This window comes from Pandoraea soli (assembly GCF_902459595.1).
GTDB lineage: Bacteria > Pseudomonadota > Gammaproteobacteria > Burkholderiales > Burkholderiaceae > Pandoraea > Pandoraea cepalis.
This window is the reverse complement of the sequence record NZ_CABPSG010000011.1, coordinates 60,615-77,740: the sequence shown is the minus strand read 5'-3', so window position 1 is coordinate 77,740 and position 17,126 is coordinate 60,615. Positions and strand designations below refer to the sequence as shown.

General features: G+C 63.9%; 14 protein-coding genes. 7 read left to right on the top strand and 7 right to left on the bottom strand.

Annotated features, from left to right (window positions below; all coding sequences use genetic code 11):
- Nucleotides 1–92: 92 nt before the first annotated feature.
- From PSO31014_RS17750 to PSO31014_RS17720, 7 genes are all read right to left on the bottom strand, one after another.
- Nucleotides 93–1,100, bottom strand: coding sequence for a branched-chain amino acid ABC transporter permease (locus tag PSO31014_RS17750; RefSeq protein WP_150552825.1), 1,008 nt, complete (start codon nt 1,098–1,100; stop codon nt 93–95).
- Between the two features lie 11 nt (nt 1,101–1,111).
- Entirely contained in the window at nt 1,112–1,996 is an 885-nt protein-coding gene (locus tag PSO31014_RS17745) for a branched-chain amino acid ABC transporter permease (RefSeq protein WP_150552824.1), read from the bottom strand.
- 76 nt (nt 1,997–2,072) lie between these two features.
- Nucleotides 2,073–3,272 carry an ABC transporter substrate-binding protein gene (locus tag PSO31014_RS17740; protein WP_150552882.1) on the bottom strand — a complete coding sequence of 400 codons (1,200 nt, stop codon included), beginning with the start codon at nt 3,270–3,272 and terminating at the stop codon, nt 2,073–2,075.
- 76 nt (nt 3,273–3,348) lie between these two features.
- Nucleotides 3,349–4,110: an ABC transporter ATP-binding protein gene (locus PSO31014_RS17735; RefSeq protein WP_150552881.1), complete on the bottom strand. Its 762-nt coding sequence runs from the start codon at nt 4,108–4,110 to the stop codon at nt 3,349–3,351.
- Nucleotides 4,111–4,118: 8 nt separating this feature from the next.
- Nucleotides 4,119–4,898 carry an ABC transporter ATP-binding protein gene (locus PSO31014_RS17730; RefSeq protein ID WP_150552823.1) on the bottom strand — a complete coding sequence of 260 codons (780 nt, stop codon included), beginning with the start codon at nt 4,896–4,898 and terminating at the stop codon, nt 4,119–4,121.
- A 561-nt stretch (nt 4,899–5,459) separates the two neighbouring features.
- Nucleotides 5,460–7,094: a GMC family oxidoreductase gene (locus PSO31014_RS17725; RefSeq protein WP_150552822.1), complete on the bottom strand. Its 1,635-nt coding sequence runs from the start codon at nt 7,092–7,094 to the stop codon at nt 5,460–5,462.
- A 175-nt stretch (nt 7,095–7,269) separates the two neighbouring features.
- Nucleotides 7,270–8,778, bottom strand: coding sequence for a CoA-acylating methylmalonate-semialdehyde dehydrogenase (locus tag PSO31014_RS17720; RefSeq protein WP_150552821.1), 1,509 nt, complete (start codon nt 8,776–8,778; stop codon nt 7,270–7,272).
- Between the two features lie 217 nt (nt 8,779–8,995).
- Between PSO31014_RS17720 and PSO31014_RS17715 the strand changes: the two genes are divergently transcribed.
- The 7 genes from PSO31014_RS17715 (at nt 8,996) to PSO31014_RS17685 (ending at nt 17,041) form a co-directional block, all read left to right on the top strand.
- A complete protein-coding gene (locus PSO31014_RS17715; protein WP_150552820.1) occupies nt 8,996–9,871 on the top strand; it encodes a LysR family transcriptional regulator in 876 nt (291 codons plus the stop codon).
- Between the two features lie 213 nt (nt 9,872–10,084).
- A complete protein-coding gene (fumC, locus tag PSO31014_RS17710; RefSeq protein WP_246176770.1) occupies nt 10,085–11,473 on the top strand; it encodes a class II fumarate hydratase in 1,389 nt (462 codons plus the stop codon).
- Between the two features lie 38 nt (nt 11,474–11,511).
- The gene (locus tag PSO31014_RS17705) at nt 11,512–12,414 is read left to right on the top strand and encodes a LysR substrate-binding domain-containing protein (RefSeq protein WP_150552819.1); all 903 of its coding nucleotides are present in this window, start codon (nt 11,512–11,514) and stop codon (nt 12,412–12,414) included.
- 224 nt (nt 12,415–12,638) lie between these two features.
- Nucleotides 12,639–13,919 carry an MFS transporter gene (locus PSO31014_RS17700; protein ID WP_150552818.1) on the top strand — a complete coding sequence of 427 codons (1,281 nt, stop codon included), beginning with the start codon at nt 12,639–12,641 and terminating at the stop codon, nt 13,917–13,919.
- Nucleotides 13,920–13,983: 64 nt separating this feature from the next.
- Nucleotides 13,984–15,216, top strand: coding sequence for a metal-dependent hydrolase family protein (locus PSO31014_RS17695; RefSeq protein ID WP_150552817.1), 1,233 nt, complete (start codon nt 13,984–13,986; stop codon nt 15,214–15,216).
- Nucleotides 15,217–15,442: 226 nt separating this feature from the next.
- On the top strand, nt 15,443–16,624 hold the full coding sequence (locus PSO31014_RS17690; RefSeq protein WP_150552816.1) for a hypothetical protein: 1,182 nt from the start codon (nt 15,443–15,445) through the stop codon (nt 16,622–16,624).
- Between the two features lie 54 nt (nt 16,625–16,678).
- Complete coding sequence (locus PSO31014_RS17685; protein WP_150552815.1) at nt 16,679–17,041, top strand: hypothetical protein; 363 nt, start codon at nt 16,679–16,681, stop codon at nt 17,039–17,041.
- Nucleotides 17,042–17,126: the final 85 nt, after the last annotated feature.

The window sequence follows — 17,126 nt, the reverse complement described above, 5'->3', positions numbered from 1 at the left end:
GTCAGCATTTACCCCTACGGATTAGGTTTTTTCCGACACGCGTGCGCCAGGGTGAAGAGCGAGCGCCCCAAGCCGGTGCGCCCGCGCACCCGTCAAGACGATTGCGCCGTAGTGCGCGCGGGCCGGAATAACCGGCTGCGCGCCACCAGCTCGCCCACCAGACCGCGGCGGAAGGCCAGCACGCAGATGATGAAGATCGCCCCGATGACGATCGTCACCGACTCGCCGAGCGTCTGGAACCAGGTCACGCCCGTGGCCGTCGCGAGCCAGTCGCCGATGTCGCCGAGCTTGTTCTCCAGCACGACGATCACCACCGCGCCCACCACCGGCCCAAACATCGTCCCCAGCCCACCCACCAGCGTCATCAGGATCACCATGCCCGACATCGTCCAATGCACGTCCGTCAGCGTCGCGAAGCCCAGCACCAGCGTCTTGGTCGAACCGGCCAGCGCGGCGAGCGTGGCCGACAGCACGAACGCGAGCAGCTTGAAGCGATCGACGTCGTAACCGAGCGAGATGGCACGCGGCTCGTTCTCCTTGATCGCCTTGAGCACCTGACCGAAGGGCGAATGCACGACGCGCATGATGAGCAGGAAGCCCAACGCGCAAATGGCCAGCACCACGTAGTAAAGCGTGAGGTCGGAATCGAGCGGCAGCAGGCCAAAGAGGCTACCGCGCGGCACGCCTTGCAGGCCGTCCTCGCCACCGGTGAACGGCGCTTGCAGGCAGAGGAAGTACAGCATTTGCGCCAACGCCAGCGTAATCATCGCGAAGTAGATGCCCTGACGCCGGATCGCCAGCACCCCGATGACGAGCCCAAGCAACGCCCCGGCCGCCACGCCCGCAATGATGCCGACTTCCGGCGTGAACCCCAGATTGCGCACCACATAACCGGTGATGTAGCCCGCGCTGCCGAAGAACGCGGCATGGCCGAACGACAGCAGCCCCGTGAAGCCGAGCAGCAGGTTGAACGCACAAGCGAACAGCGTGAAGCACAGCACCTTCATGATGAATACCGGATACGCACCGGCGAACGGCGCGACGATCAGCGCCAGTAGCAGGAGGGAATAAAGCACCCGCTGTTGCGTCTCTTGTTGCATGGTTCCGCCCCTTACTTTTGTTTGCCGAACAACCCTGCCGGGCGCAGCAGCAACACGATCACCATGATGACGAACACCACGGTCGCAGACCCTTGCGGGTAGAACACCTTGGTAAAGCCTTCGATGATCCCGAGCATCAGACCGGTCAGGATAGAACCCATGATGGAGCCCATCCCCCCGATCACGACCACCGCGAACACGGTGATGATCATCGACTGCCCCATGAGCGGCGAGATCTGAATCACGGGCGCGGCGAGCACGCCGGCGAACGCGGCAAGCGCCACCCCGAAGCCATACGTCAGCGTAATCATCAGCGGCACATTCACACCGAACGCTTCCACCAGCTTCGGGTTTTCGGTACCCGCGCGCAGATACGCACCAATCTTGGTCTTCTCGATCACGAACCACGTTGCAAAGCACACCACGAGCGACGCCACCACCACCCACGCGCGATAGTTCGGCATGAACATGAAGCCGAGATTGGTCGCGCCGGAGAGCATGTCGGGGGCGTCGAAGGGTTGCCCGGACACGCCATAGATCGAGCGGAAGACGCCCTCGAGCACGAGCGTGATGCCGAACGTCAGTAACAGACCATACAGGTGGTCGAGCTTGTAGATCCAGCGCAGCATGGTGCGCTCGATGACGATACCGATGATGCCCACCGCGATAGGGGCGAGAATCAGCATGGCCCAGTAATTAAGGCCAAGATAGTTGCCGCCCATCCAGGCGAGCATGGCCCCCAGCATGAACAACGCGCCGTGCGCGAAGTTGATCACGTTGAGCAGACCGAAAATCACCGCCAGGCCGAGGCTCAGCATGGCGTAGAACGAGCCGTTCACCAGTCCCAGCAGCAGTTGGCTCAACAGCGCCGGCAGGGGGATGCCTAGTAATTCCATCGAAATCGATTCTCTGCGAGAAAGGTCGCGACGGGACAGGTGTCCCGCCGCTTTCGGAGCATCGTGCTAACGGCGCTTACTTCTTCCAGACCGGACAGGTCGACTCTTGAGGCGTGGTGAATGCCTTGTCACCCGGAATCGTCGCGACGATCTTGTAGTAATCCCACGGCGCTTTCGATTCCTGCTTGGTCTTGACCTGCATCAGGTACATGTCGTGGATCATCGAGCCGTCCTTGCGGATGTAGCCCTTGCTGAACATGTCGTCGATCTTGATCTTGTGCAGCTCGTCCATCACCTTGTCGGCGTCGGTCGAGCCCGCGGCCTGCACCGCCTTCAGATACGTCATCGTGGCCGAATAGTCGCCGGCCTGCAGGCTCGACGGCATCTTCTTCATCTTGTCGAAGTATCGCTTGGAGAAGGCGCGCGTCTTGTCGTTCTTGTCCCAATACCAGCTATCGGTCAAGTACATGCCGCCGGTGTTATCCAGCCCCAGCGAGTGAATGTCGTTGATGAACACGAGCAGACCGGCGATCTGCATCTTGCCCTTGATGCCGAACTCCTTCGCGGCCTTGATGGCGTTGACGGTATCGCCGCCGGCATTGGCCAGACCCAGCACCTGGGCGCCCGACGACTGCGCCTGGAGCAGATACGACGAGAAGTCCGAAGCCGAGAGCGGATGCCGCACCTCGCCCTTCACCGTGCCGCCGTTGGCCTTGACCACGTCGGCCGTGGCCTTCTCCAGCGCGTGGCCGAACGCATAGTCGGCCGTCAGGAAGAACCACGACTTGCCGCCGGCCTTCACGACGGCCGAGCCGGTGCCACGCGCCAGGGCGACGGTGTCATAGGCATAGTGCACGCCGTACGGCTGGCACTGGTCGTTGGTCAGGGCATCCGAGCCGGCACCCACGTTGATGTAGACGCGTTTCTTCTCGGCCGAGACCTTGTTCATCGCCAGGCCCGTCGCCGAGTTCGTGCCGCCGATCAGCATGTCCACGCCATCACGGTCGAACCATTCGCGCGCCTTGGATGCCGCAACGTCCGCCTTGTTCTGGTGATCGGCGGTGACCAGCTCGACCGGCTTGCCGAGGACCTTGCCGCCGAAGTCGGCGATGGCCATCTTGATGGCTTCCGCCCCGCCCGGCCCGTCGATGTCGGTATACAGGCCCGACATATCGGTAATGAAACCGATCTTCACTGCATTGCCGTCGGCATGGGCCTGTGAGGCCATCGCCGCAAAACCTAACGCAGCCGCAACGGCCAACGCCTTCATCCGCATCGTCATCTTTGTCTCCTTCGTGGATTGGATTGCCTGGTTTCATCGCCCGGCAAGCCTGCGCGCCGGGCAACTCACCTCATACCCCTAACAACTCGTGCAGCACCGGCATCTTCGCCTCCAGCTCCGGAGCGCCGAAGCGCTCCACGATCTTGCCGTGCTCCATCACATAGAAGCGATCGGCCAGCGGAGCCGCAAAACGGAAATTCTGTTCCACCATCACGATGGTGTAGCCCCGCGTCTTGAGCGTGGTGATCATGCGTGCTAACGTCTGCACGATCACGGGCGCGAGCCCTTCGGAGATCTCGTCGAGCAGCAGCAGATTGGCGCCGGTGCGCAGAATGCGCGCCACCGCCAGCATCTGCTGTTCGCCGCCCGACAGGCGCGTGCCGGGACTGTGGCGACGCTCCTTCAGGTTCGGGAACATGTCATAGATTTCGTCGAGCGACATTGCGCGCCCGCCGTCGTCGCGATGATGACCTCGCACGCCGATATACGGCGGCAGAAGCAGGTTTTCCTCGCACGACAGGCTCGCGAAAATGCCCCGCTCTTCGGGGCAGTAGCCCACGCCGTGGTGCGCGACCTTGTAGGTCGGCAGGTGAATGGTCTCCTCGCCGCCGATGCGGATCGAACCCTGACGCTGGCCGGTCAGACCCATGATGGCGCGCAGCGTGGTGGTGCGCCCGGCGCCGTTGCGTCCGAGCAGCGTGACGACCTCGCCGCGGCCCACCACCAGATCCACCCCGTGCAGGATGTGCGATTCGCCGTACCAGGCCTGCAGTCCTTCGACTTCGAGTGCAGGCGCATTCGCGCCACCGTTACCGCCGCCGTTACCGTACATAGACGTCCTCACCCGTGCGCTCCCTGCAATTCGCCGTCCGCGGTGCCCATATAGGCTTCCATCACCTGCGGATTCTTCGAGACTTCTTGATACGGCCCTTCGGCGAGCACCTCGCCGCGCTGAAGCACGGTGATGGTGTCCGAGATGCCGGCGATCACGTTCATGTTGTGCTCGACCATCAGGATCGTGCGACCGGCCGACACTTTCTTGATGAGCGCGGTGACACGATCAACGTCTTCGTGGCCCATGCCTTGCGTCGGCTCGTCGAGCAGCATTAGTTCGGGTTCCATAGCAAGCGTCGTGGCGATCTCGAGAGCGCGCTTGCGCCCGTAGGGCAGCTCCACGGTCAGCGTATCGGCGAATTCGGTCAGGCTGACTTCCGCGAGCAATTCCATCGCACGGGCATCGAGCTGATGCAGCGAACGGCTGCTGCGCCAGAAGTGGAACGCGGTGCCAAGGTTGCGTTGCAAGCCGATGCGCACGTTCTCGAGCACGGTGAGGTGCGGGAAGACGGCGGAGATCTGAAACGACCGGATGATGCCGCGTCGTGCGATTTGAGCGGGGGCCTCGCGCGTGATGTCCTCACCGTTGAACGTGATGGTGCCGCCGCTGGGCACGAGGAACTTGGTGAGCAGGTTGAAGCAGGTGGTCTTGCCGGCGCCGTTCGGCCCGATGAGTGCGTGAATGGTACCGCGCGCGACGCGCAGGTCGACCCCGTTCACGGCGGTGAAGCCACGAAACTCTTTCGTGAGTCCGCGGGTCTCGAGAATGTAATCGTTGTTCGCCATGTCTCCTGCCACATTCCTGGTTGGCGGTGCGAGGCAAATGACCGCCTCGGCACCATCGTCTGTGACAACCGCGAGGCAGGCGGACGTCGCTGTGGGTGGCGTCGTCGGCGAGGTGCCCCGCGTCCCGGGGTGTGTCGCCGAATTCTTGGTCCGGTCGCACACTGGGAACCGATATTGTGTGTGGTTTGCTGCAACGCGATCATTGGGATTTGCACTAGGCTTCGCGTCTACCGAAACGCGCGTGCGCACACACTTTGGAGACCCTTCGATCGCGGCGCGAACACGTCCCAAAGCCCTTGCGGCATAAGGCTTTTGCCGCATTCGCAAATGCGCGTCAAATAGCGTTTGACGACACTGTGCCGAGGCTCACGCCAGCGACATTAGGTATTACTACGTAAGTTTTAGGGTAAGTATCCGGAAATCCGGAAAGCATGCCGGCACCGCACGGTGCCATGATCGGCCCCATCCGCTTTACAACGGCGAGGGCCCTCACGCTCCTCATCACGGCCGTCGATCAGCCACGAATTGCGGTACTCGCCGGTCTGCTGATCGCGTGCTCGCTCACCGCCCTGCTTTGCGCGCCGCGCGAATCATGTCGCTCGCGCGCTCGGCAATCATGATCGTCGGCGAGTTCGTGTTGCCCGACGTGATCACCGGCATGACCGACGCATCGACCACGCGCAGGTTCTGCACGCCGCGCACACGCAACTGTGCGTCGACGACCGCCTGGGGATCGTTCGCTCGGCCCATGCGACAGGTCCCCACCGGATGGAAGATCGTCGTGCCGATGTCGCCCGCCGCGCGCTTCAACTCCGCGTCGGTCTGGACCGACGGCCCCGGCAAATACTCGCGCGGTTCATAGCGCGCGAACGCCGGTGCGCCCACGATGCGGCGCGTCAACTTGATGGCATCCGCCGCCACGCGCAAGTCCCCTTCGGTCGACAGATAATTCGGCGCGATGCTCGGCGCAACGCGCGCATCAGGTGAGCTCAGATGGACATGGCCGCGCGACGTCGGCCGCAGATTGCACACCGACGCCGTGAACGCATTGAACTTGTGCAACGGTTCGCCAAAGCGTTCCAGCGACAACGGCTGTACGTGATATTCGAGATCGGGGCGCGCCATATCCTCACGACTGCGAGCAAACGCCCCCAATTGCGACGGCGCCATGCTCATCGGTCCGCGCTGCGCAAACGCATATTGCATGCCGATCTTCAGCTTGCCGAACCAACTGTTGGCGGTGAGATTGAGCGTCGGGACCCCGCGCAACTTGTACACGGTGCGCAATTGCAGATGGTCTTGCAGGTTCTCGCCCACGCCCGGCAGGTCCGAGACGACATCGATCCCGAAACCGCGCAGACGCTCGCCATCGCCAATGCCCGAGACCTCCAGCAGATGCGGCGAATTCACCGCCCCCGCCGCAAGAATCACTTCGGCACCCGCCAGCGCCGTGAAGTCTTCATTGCCGCCGCGATACGCCACGCCCGTACAGCGCGTGCCCTCGAACAGCAAGCGACTCACACTCGCGCCCGTGATGATCGTCAGGTTCGACCGCTGCGACGCCGGACGCAAGAACCCCTTCGCCGCACTCCAGCGCACACCGCGCCGCTGATTCACTTCGAAATAGCCAATGCCGAAGTTGTCGCCTTGATTGAAGTCGTCCGTCTTGGGAATACCCACCTGCTCGGCGGCGTCGGCAAACGAATCGAGCACGCGCCACGACAGGCGCTGCTTCTCGACACGCCACTCGCCCCCGCTGCCGTGAAACGCCGTACCGCCTTTGTAGTGATCCTCGCTGCGCTTGAAGAGCGGCAGCACGTTGTCCCAACGCCAACCGTCATCACCGGTCGCGTCGGCCCACACGTCGTAATCCTCTCGCTGGCCGCGCATGTAGATCATGCCGTTGATCGACGAACTGCCGCCCAGCACGCGCCCGCGCGGATACGCGAGCGAACGTCCATTCAGCCCCGCCTCGGCCTGCGTGCGATACAGCCAGTCGGTGCGCGGATTGCCAATGCAGTAGAGGTAGCCGACGGGGATGTGAATCCAGTGATAGTCATCCTTGCCGCCCGCTTCGAGCAGCAGCACGGTGACGTCGGGGTCCTGCGTGAGGCGATTCGCCAGTACGCACCCGGCCGAGCCGGCCCCCACGATGATGTAATCGAAGCGATCCGGCTTCGCTGCCTGCTTGTTCATTCCCGCCTGTCTCCGTCGATGGCGCAGCACTCGCCATGGTGCGGTGCCAACACTGGTGCGGCACCCGAGTGGGATGGACTGTCGCCACCCGCACCGGGTTCATTTTTGTCGTCAGGTCCGACTTCCGGCGCGACACCCCGGTGCGCGCCGATATGCCGATATGCACGGCATTCGATTATTTCGCCACCGGCATCGTGAATTCCGCGCCCTTGGCGATGCTGTCCGGCCAGCGCTGCATCACACTCTTGAAGCGCGTGTAGAAACGAATGCCCTCCTCGCCATACGCGTGATGGTCGCCAAACAGCGAACGCTTCCAACCGCCGAACGACTGCCACGCCATCGGCACCGGAATCGGCACATTGATGCCCACCATGCCGACCTTCACCTGACGCGAGAACGCACGCGCCACGCCACCATCGCTGGTGAAGCACGAGACGCCATTGCCATACTCGTGCCCATTGACCAGGTCGATGGCTGCCGCAAGATCCGGCACACGCACCACCGCCAGCACCGGACCGAAGATCTCTTCCCGATAGATCGTCATCTCGGGCGTGACGTGATCGAACAGCGTCCCGCCGAGGAAAAACCCCTGCGCGTGGCCCGGCACCTGCAAACCGCGGCCGTCGACCAGCAGCTTGGCGCCCGCGCTCACCCCTTCGGCAATATAGCCCTCGATCTTCGCCTTGTGCGCCCCCGTGACGACCGGCCCCATTTCCGAGGCCTCGTCCACCCCCGGCCCCACGCGCAACGCCTTCACACGCGGCACCAACGCATCGACCAGACGATCCGCCACCTGGCCCACGGCCACCGCGACCGAAATCGCCATGCAGCGCTCGCCCGCCGAACCGTAAGCCGCACCGATCAGCGCGTCGACCGCCTGATCGAGATTCGCGTCGGGCATCACCACCAGATGATTCTTCGCGCCGCCGAGCGCCTGCACCCGCTTGCCGTGACGCGTGCCTTCGGTATAGATGTACTCGGCAATCGGTGTCGAGCCGACGAACGACAGGGCGTCGACATCCGGATGCGCCAGCAGCGCGTCGACCGCGACCTTGTCGCCCTGCACCACGTTGAAAACGCCGTCGGGCAGGCCCGCTTCGCGCAGCAACTCGGCGATCAGCAAGCTGGCCGACGGATCGCGCTCGGACGGCTTGAGCACGAACGTATTGCCACACGCCAGCGCCATCGGGAACATCCACATCGGCACCATCACGGGGAAATTGAACGGCGTAATGCCCGCACACACGCCAACGGGCTGACGCAAATGCCAGTTGTCGATACCGCCGCCGATGTTGTCGCTGTGCTTGCCCATGAGCAGGCTCGGCGCGCCGCAGGCGTACTCCACGACTTCGATACCGCGCGTGACTTCGCCGAGCGCGTCGGAGAACACCTTGCCGTGCTCCCGCGTGATGATGCGTGCCAGATCGTCCTGATGCTCGTCGAGCAACGCCTTGAACTTGAAGAGCACGCGGGCGCGCTTGAGCGGCGCCATCTCCGCCCACGCCGGCAGCGCAGCCTTGGCCGACGCCACCGCGGCGTTCACGTCAGCGACACCGGCCAGCGCCACTCGCGCACTGACGGCGCCTTGTGCCGGATCGAAGACGTCGCCAAAACGCTCGCCATCGCCCGCCACGCGGCGCCCGCCGATGAAGTGGCCTACTGTCGGAATATCAGCATTACTCATGTTTATCTCCCCCAAATCCGGCCAAGTCCGCGACACGGCCACGACCTTGTTTCGCCAAACGCTCGCCCACGGCTCACGCCACATTAAGCGCCAAGCGTACTGCTGTGCACCGACGCAATCCAATGAGAAATTATCAAAAGCAATATAAGATTCACTTATGTTGCTCTCCCTTTCCCGATAATGCACGCCTCGGGCACCGCCCGTGAATGGCCTCCCCATGGAACTCGCCCATCTTCGCGCTTTCGTCGCCATCGCACACGAGGGCAACCTCACCCGCGCGGCGCAACGCCTGCACCTGACGCAACCGGCGGTGAGCTTGCAAGTCAAGGCGCTTCAGGAGGCGCTGCGGCTCACCCTCTTCACACGCACAGCGCAAGGACTGACGCTCACGCGCGACGCACAGGCCCTGTTGCCGCTGGCCGAGCGCATGCTCGCCGCGCTGGCCGATCTGCAGCAGGCGGCCGGTGCGATGCGCGACACGGTGCGTGGACGGCTGCGCATCGGCACGATTCTCGACCCCGAATTCACCCGGCTGGGCGCCTTTCTCAAACGGCTGGTCGAGTCATATCCGCAGATCGAGACGGCGCTGCGTCAGGGGATGTCCGGCTCGGTGCTGCAACAACTGGGGCGCGGGGAACTCGACGTCGGCTTCTATCTCGGCCTGCCTGACCCCGAGCGCTTTCACGCCATCACGCTCACGCCGTTCTCGTATCAGGTGCTCGCGCCCGCCGGCTGGCGCGAGCGCGTGGCCCGGCGCGGATGGCGCGAACTCGCCGCGTTGCCGTGGATCTGGACACCCCCCGAATCGGCCCACAACCGCCTGCTCTCGGAACGGTTCGGCGCCCTGGGTGTGTCGCCCACGAAGGTGGCGGAAGTGGATCAGGAGCCGTCGATGCTCGATCTGGTGAAGTCCGGCGTCGGGCTGTCGCTCGTGCGCGACTCGATTGCGTTGCGCGAGGCGCACGCCCACGGTCTTGTGATCGCCGACGGCGTGAGCGTGCCGACGGAACTCACGTTCGTCACGCTGGCCTCGCGACGCGACGAACCCGCCATCGCCGCCGCCTTGCAATTGGTGACGGCGGTATGGGCCTGAACGCACGAGCCACGGTCACGGCGCGCCCCCGCCCGGCGCCCTCGACCCACGGTTCCGGCGCATAATCCGTGGCTTGGGCATTCGGGTTCCGAACCTACGATAAGCCCCTGTCCCCGCGGTTCACTCCCACGTCGTGGCGCATTCCGGAAGACGCTGCCATGCCGGATCCCTGTGAAAGCCCTAGAATTTAACTCTGTCTTCGAGGAGTCGATCATGTCTGTGAGAATGGAACGCGATACCTTCGGCGAAATTGCGGTGCCCGCCGAACGTCTCTGGGGTGCGCAAACGCAGCGCTCGCTGCAGAACTTCAAGATTTCCACCGAGAAGATGCCGCGCGAACTCGTGCGCGCGCTCGCTCGCGTGAAACGCGCCGCCGCCGAGGTCAACAAGGGCCTGGGCGTGCTCGACGCGAAAAAGGCCGACGCCATCCTCCAGGCCGCCGACGAAGTCATCGCCGGTCAGCATGACGATGAATTCCCGCTGGCCGTGTGGCAAACCGGCTCGGGTACGCAGTCGAACATGAACATGAACGAAGTCCTCGCGAATCGCGCCAGCGAATTGCTCGGCGGCGTACGCGGCGAAGCGCGTCTCGTGCACCCCAACGACGACGTGAACAAAGGCCAGTCGTCGAACGACGTATTCCCGACGGCCATGAACGTGGCGGCCCTCGACGCCCTCGTCAATCACCTGAAGCCCGGCGTCGGCCAACTGCGCGACACGCTCGCCGCCAAGGCCCGCGCTTATGACGATATCGTCAAGATCGGCCGCACCCACCTTCAGGACGCCACGCCGCTCACGCTCGGCCAGGAAATCTCGGGGTGGGTCGCGCAGATCGACCACGGCCTGAAGCACGTCGACGACGCCCTGCCCCACGTAGCGGAACTCGCGCTCGGCGGCACGGCGGTGGGCACGGGCCTGAACGCGCATCCGGACTTCGCGAAGCAAGTGGCCGCCACGCTCGCGCGCGACACCGGCCTGCCGTTCGTCACGGCGCCAAACAAGTTCGAAGCGCTGGCGGCCAACGACGCCATCGTCAACGCGCACGGCACGCTCAAAACGCTCGCCGCCAGCCTGATGAAAATCGCCAACGACGTGCGCTGGCTGGCCAGCGGCCCGCGTTGCGGCATTGGCGAGCTGATGATTCCGGAAAACGAACCGGGCAGCTCGATCATGCCGGGCAAGGTCAATCCGACCCAATGCGAAGCGATGACGATGCTGTGCGCCCAGGTGCTCGGCAACGACGTGGCGATCAACATTGGCGGCTCGATGGGCAACTTCGAGCTGAACGTGTTCAAGCCGATGCTCATCCACAACTTCCTGCAAAGCGTGCGCGTGCTGGCCGACGGTGCGGTGAGCTTCGACGACAACTGCGCCATCGGCATCGAACCGAACCGTGCGCGCATCGGCACGCTGCTCGAAGAGTCGCTCATGCTCGTGACCGCGCTCAACCCGCACATCGGTTACGATAAGGCCGCGCAGATCGCCAAGAAGGCGCACAAGGAAGGCACCACGCTCAAGGCGGCCGCCCTCGCGTTGGGCCACGTCACGGCCGAGCAGTTCGACGCCTGGGTTCGCCCCGAGCAGATGGTCGGCAAGCGCTGATTCCGCGCGAGCCCTCACCCTTCACTTCGTCACCACGCATGCCCATCTCGCCGTTGCCGCCGCTGCATTGCCTGATTGCTTTCGACGCAGCCGTGCGGCACGCGAGCTTCACGCGGGCCGCCGTCGAACTCAATCTCACGCAAAGCGCCGTGAGCCGGCAAATCGCCCAGCTCGAGGAATTTCTCGGGCGCGCGCTGTTCACGCGCGAGCATCGCACGCTGCGGCTGACGGTGGCCGGGCAACGCTACGCCGAACAGATCCAGCGCCTGCTCGGCGAGTGCGCCGAAGCCACCGCCGACCTGATGAAGCGGCGCGGCGACCTGGAACTCACCGTGGCCTGTTCGTCGGGCGTCGCCGTGTTGTGGATGACGCCCCAACTCATGCGATTTCGCGCCGCGCACCCCGATATCAAGATTCGCGTGATCGTGAAAGACGGCATTACGTCGCTGTCCGCGTCGGAGTTCGATCTCGGTGTCTATTACGTGCGTAACGACCTTCCCCCGGACTTCGCCGGTCGACGGCTCTTCGACGAGGAAGTGTTCCCCGTCTGCTCCCCCGCCTATCTGCGCGGGCGCCAGCTCACCCCAGCCGATCTCGTCGGCGAGACGCTGCTTTTCATCGAAGACGGCCAACGCAAGTGGATGTCGTGGCCCGACTGGTTCCAGCTGCAAGGCGTGAACGCCCCGAAATTTCCGCGCATGGTGAGCGCGAATTACTACCCGCTACTCGTGCAGATGGCCATCGAGGGCGGCGGTTTGGTCATGGGTTGGCGTCACATGATCGATCCATGTCTCGACGCGGGCCTGCTCGTGCAGGCGTGCCATGCGACCGCCAGCCTGGGGGGCGGCTACTATCTCGTGTGGCCTGCCGAGCGCCACGAGCATGCCGCCGCGCGAATTTTCCGCAACTGGATCTACGCGGAATACCGTTTCCCATCATAGGGGTTACACGATTCTTCAGACGTTGCCATGCGTTACACGCATGGCAACATGCGCAATTATCGTTTGGCCTGTCATTTTGTCTGCACTACTTTGTGTCTTATCCGCACACGTTTGTCGATCCCGCTGGGAGCGCAGACGTGATCCGACATAAAAGCAGGCGTATTACCGGTATGACGTAGTCGCAAGGCACGCAACGGACGCCACCCATCTTCCGGGAGACTCAGATGCAGGCGACTTTGGCAGTGCCTCAACAGAACCTGGCCCGTCAGCGCCGTCACGCGATCGTGGCGACGGTGATTGGCAACGGTCTCGAGTGGTTCGACTTCACCGTCTACAGTTTCTTCGCGGCCATCATCGCGAAGCAATTCTTCCCCACCGGCGACGATCTGTCGTCGTTCCTGCTGGCCGTGGCCACGTTCGGCGTGGGCTTCTTCATGCGCCCGGTCGGCGGCATCGTGCTCGGCATCTATTCCGACCGCGTGGGCCGCAAGGCGGCCCTGTCGCTCACCATTCTGCTCATGGCCGCCGGCACGGCGATGATCGGCCTGGCCCCGACCTACGATCAGATCGGTCTGGGCGCGCCCCTCATCATCGTGCTGGCGCGTTTGCTGCAAGGCTTCTCGGCCGGCGGCGAAATGGGCGGCGCAACGGCCTTCCTCACCGAGTACGCGCCCGCCAATCAACGCGCCTACTACTCGGCCTGGATTCAGTCGAGCATCGGCTTTGCCGTGCTGCTCGGCGCAGCCGTGGGCACGTTCGTCACGACGGAACTCGATCACGCCTCGCTGGTGTCTTGGGGCTGGCGTGTGCCGTTCCTCGTCGGCATGCTCATTGGTCCGGTCGGCTTCTACATCCGTAACAAGATCGACGAAACCCCGACGTTCCAGCACGCCGAGAAGTCCGATACGCCGTTGCGCGACGTGCTCTCGCAATATCCGCGCGAGACGCTCGCCAGCTTCTCCATGGTCGTGCTGTGGACGATCTGCACCTACGTGCTGCTGTTCTACATGCCGACGTATGCCCAGCGCGTGCTCAAGCTGCAGGCCTCCGATGGCTTCACGGCCGGCATGGTCGGCGGCGCAATGATTCTCGTGTTCGCGCCGGTGGTGGGACGTCTGGCGGATCGCTACGGCCGCCGTCCGTTCCTGTCCGGCTCGGCCCTACTGATCCTGTTGCTCGCATGGCCGATGTTCACGTACCTGAACGTGGCTCCTGGCCTGCACTCGCTGCTGATATTCCAGATCGTGTTCGGCCTGCTCATCGCTTGCTATACCGGCCCGATTCTCGCGGCGTTCTCCGAGATGTTCCCGGCGAAGGTCCTCTCGACGGGTCTGTCGGTGGCCTATAACTTCGCGGTGACGATCTTCGGCGGCTTCGCCGCGCTCATCATCACGTGGCTGATTGCCCGCACGGGCAGCAACATGGCACCGGCTATCTACGTGATCGTCGCGGCGGCCGTCAGCCTCGTCGGCACGTGCTTCGTGAAGCCGCTGCCCAAGGCCTGAGTCCCCTGTCGTCAAGGCGCGCCCTCACCGGCGCGCCTTATGCATTTTTCCAAGGAATCCCCCCATGTCCGTTACCCTGCTTCGCGGCGGCAATGTGCTCGATGCAGCCGCCGGCCGTCTGCTCGAGCGTCACGATGTCGTTATCGAGGGCAATCGCATTACGGCACTCAGCGCCACGCCGCTCGACATCGACGGCGCGACGGTGATCGACGTCACCGGCAAGACCGTCATGCCCGGCATGATCGACTGCCATGTGCACGTGCTCGCTTCGCATCCCAACCTCGGCACGAACGCCAGCCAGCCGAACGTGCTCACCGTGCTCAAGTCGCTGCCGATCATGCAGGGCATGCTCAATCGCGGGTTCACGACCGTGCGTGACGCCGGCGGCGCCGATTGGGCGCTGCAACAGGCCATCGAGCAGGGTGTGATTCCGGGGCCGCGCATTTTTCCATCGGGCAAGGCGCTCTCGCAGACGGGCGGGCATGGCGACTTCCGTCCCCGCGGCGACACGCTGGAGCCGTGCTCGTGCGCATTTCGCGCGGGGGCGATCGGGCGCGTCGTCGACGGCGTCGATCCGATCCGCCTCGCCGTGCGCGAGGAGATTCAGAAGGGCGCCACGCAGATCAAGCTGATGGCTTCTGGGGGTGTGGCGTCGCCGGTCGATCCCATCGCCAACACGCAGTACTCGGAAGACGAGATCCGCGCGGCGGTCGCCGAAGCCGAGGCGGCCCAAACCTACGTGATGGCCCACGCCTACACCCCGCGCGCAATTGCTCGCGCTGTGCGCTGTGGCGTGCGTACCATCGAGCACGGCAATCTGTGCGACGCCGAGACGGCGAAGCTCATGGCCGAGAAAGGGGCCTATGTCGTGCCCACGCTGGTCACCTACGACGCGCTGGCCAAGGACGGCGCATCGCTGGGCCTGCCGCCGGAGTCGGTGGCCAAGGTGGAGAGCGTGCAGCGCGCCGGTCGCGAATCGCTCTCGATCTATCGCGACGCGGGCGTGAAGATGGGCTTCGGCTCCGACCTGCTCGGCGACATGCACAAGTACCAGTCCGACGAGCTGACGATCCGTGCCGACGTGCTGGGGGCCGCCGAAGCGCTTCGCTCGGCGACGGTCATCGGTGCGGAGATTCTGAATCGCGCGGGCGAGCTGGGTGTGATCGCACCGGGCGCGCTGGCCGACGTGCTGGTCGTCGAGGGGAATCCGCTCGAATCCATCGCGGTGCTGACCGGCCAGGGCGAAGACATCCGCTGGGTCTTCAAGGACGGCAAGGTCGCCAAGCAGCCGGAATAACCGCAATCACCGAATCCGCCGCCCGACAACACGCGCAAGCGCGTTTGCGGTGAGCGGAAAGAGAAGCGCCGCGATGTCTCGCACATCGCGGCGTTTTTTTTCCGGCCGCAGTCGTTGCCGGTGGTGTCTCGACACCCCAATTCCGACAATTCGACGCGCGAATGAAAAGCGCAGTGGGGCACCGCTGCATAGACTCCTCGCAATGTCGCGCAGAAGGTGTCTACCCATGAAGCTCGCTCCGCCATCCTACCTGTCGTTAGGCTTCGATACCGCCGTTGGCGGTCGCGTCGCCAAGCCGTCATCGCCAACTACCCGGTCCGAATGGAAACAGGTCGGGGTTCGGCAGCATGCGCTGGCCCCTGGATCGGCATCGTCGGCCACCGCTGGCGCCGATACCTTACCCACGATCGAAACACTCCGGGCCGACATCGTCGCCAACCTGGCCGCGCTCAAGCGCGACTGGGATGTGGCGGCGCAAGCGGTCAGCCCCGCGGCGGTCCGAGGCAAATTGTCCGGCGAGTACGACGCCATCGCGCGACTGTCAGAAACCATCTCGACGCACGCGGCGTCCGATATTCTCGGCATCGATGCACTGATCGACCAGTTCGAGAAGGCCATCGTGAAAATCGGCAAGGCACGCGATCTGTCGCGCACGTCGTTCATGTCGTTCAAGCGCGTCGACGCGCAACAATCGATCTCCGACACGGCACAACTGACGCCGAAAGCGAAGGCGGCGTTTGACGCGCTCCGTCATTTGAAAGCCGCACTCGACACGATGGTGGGCACGACATCGGCGCGCCGGGTTCTGGAGGACCAGCAGCAGGCCCTGGAGAAGGCGGAGATGACGCCGGCAGCGCTTCGACAAGCGAAGGCAGAGCTATACGCGGCGTTCGTGGTGACGGGCGATCTGTTGAGCAAGACCGAGCCGCTGATCAACCACTATCTGACCGAGGCCCAGACCGCCATCCCGGGAGAGAAGCGGAGATGGAAGACAAGAATCCTGATTCTCGTCTCGTTCCTGGTCATCACCGTCTCGTTAGGGGTCGCGTCGGCGGTGCTTCCCGGGTTGCTGCCCGCAATCGTCGGTCTCGCGCTGGGGTTGAAGCTCGCCTCAACGGCGGCCGGTGTGCTGACGGCCTGCAACGGGATCTTCAACGTCTTCGGTTATGCACGCAATCGCGGCTGGGGCAAGCTATCGAACGAGATCACAGCGATCAAGAACCTGAACGACGCCGTCAATCGCGGGCTGGATGCGCGGCACAGTGCGCATCAATCGGGGGCGACCACCGAGATACAGGCGCGTCTCGACGAGCTCAGTCGTGACATTGCGCGCACCACACGCAATCAACGCGTGCTCAACGAGAATCTCGAGCATCTCGATCACACGTTTGGGAATACCCGGCTTTGACGGCGAGCCGTTGGCTCGGCGAGGGTTCATTCAACACGAGGAGACAAAATCACCATGCGTCCAATCAAGTACGTATCTGCCGCGCCCACCGTCGATTTGGCGCAACGCTATCGGACACTCGCCGCGCAAGGGCAGATCAGGGACGCCCTGACGGAGGCGGAAAGCGGCCTCGCGGAACTGCTGAGCCTGCAGAATGCGGCGCTGTCCCGCGTCGAGCGCCTTGTCCGTCAGGCGAACGCGGGCGCTGCGGCGCACGATGCATCCGCCGACGAGGTGCAACCCCTGCTCAGCGCCGAGTCGTTCAGGAACGACATGGCACAGTGTGGATCGAGCCCCAACGGCGAGACCGCCCGTGTGACCAGAACTGCCGTACAGACGCCTCCCTCTACAACGCCTCGCCCGCTGCCGCGCCCATGAAAAACACCCCAAAGATTGGATTTACGTCCAACTTTTGGGGTGCAGTTCACCGGGCTGCTTTTCTCTTCAAGCAAGACGCCGACGC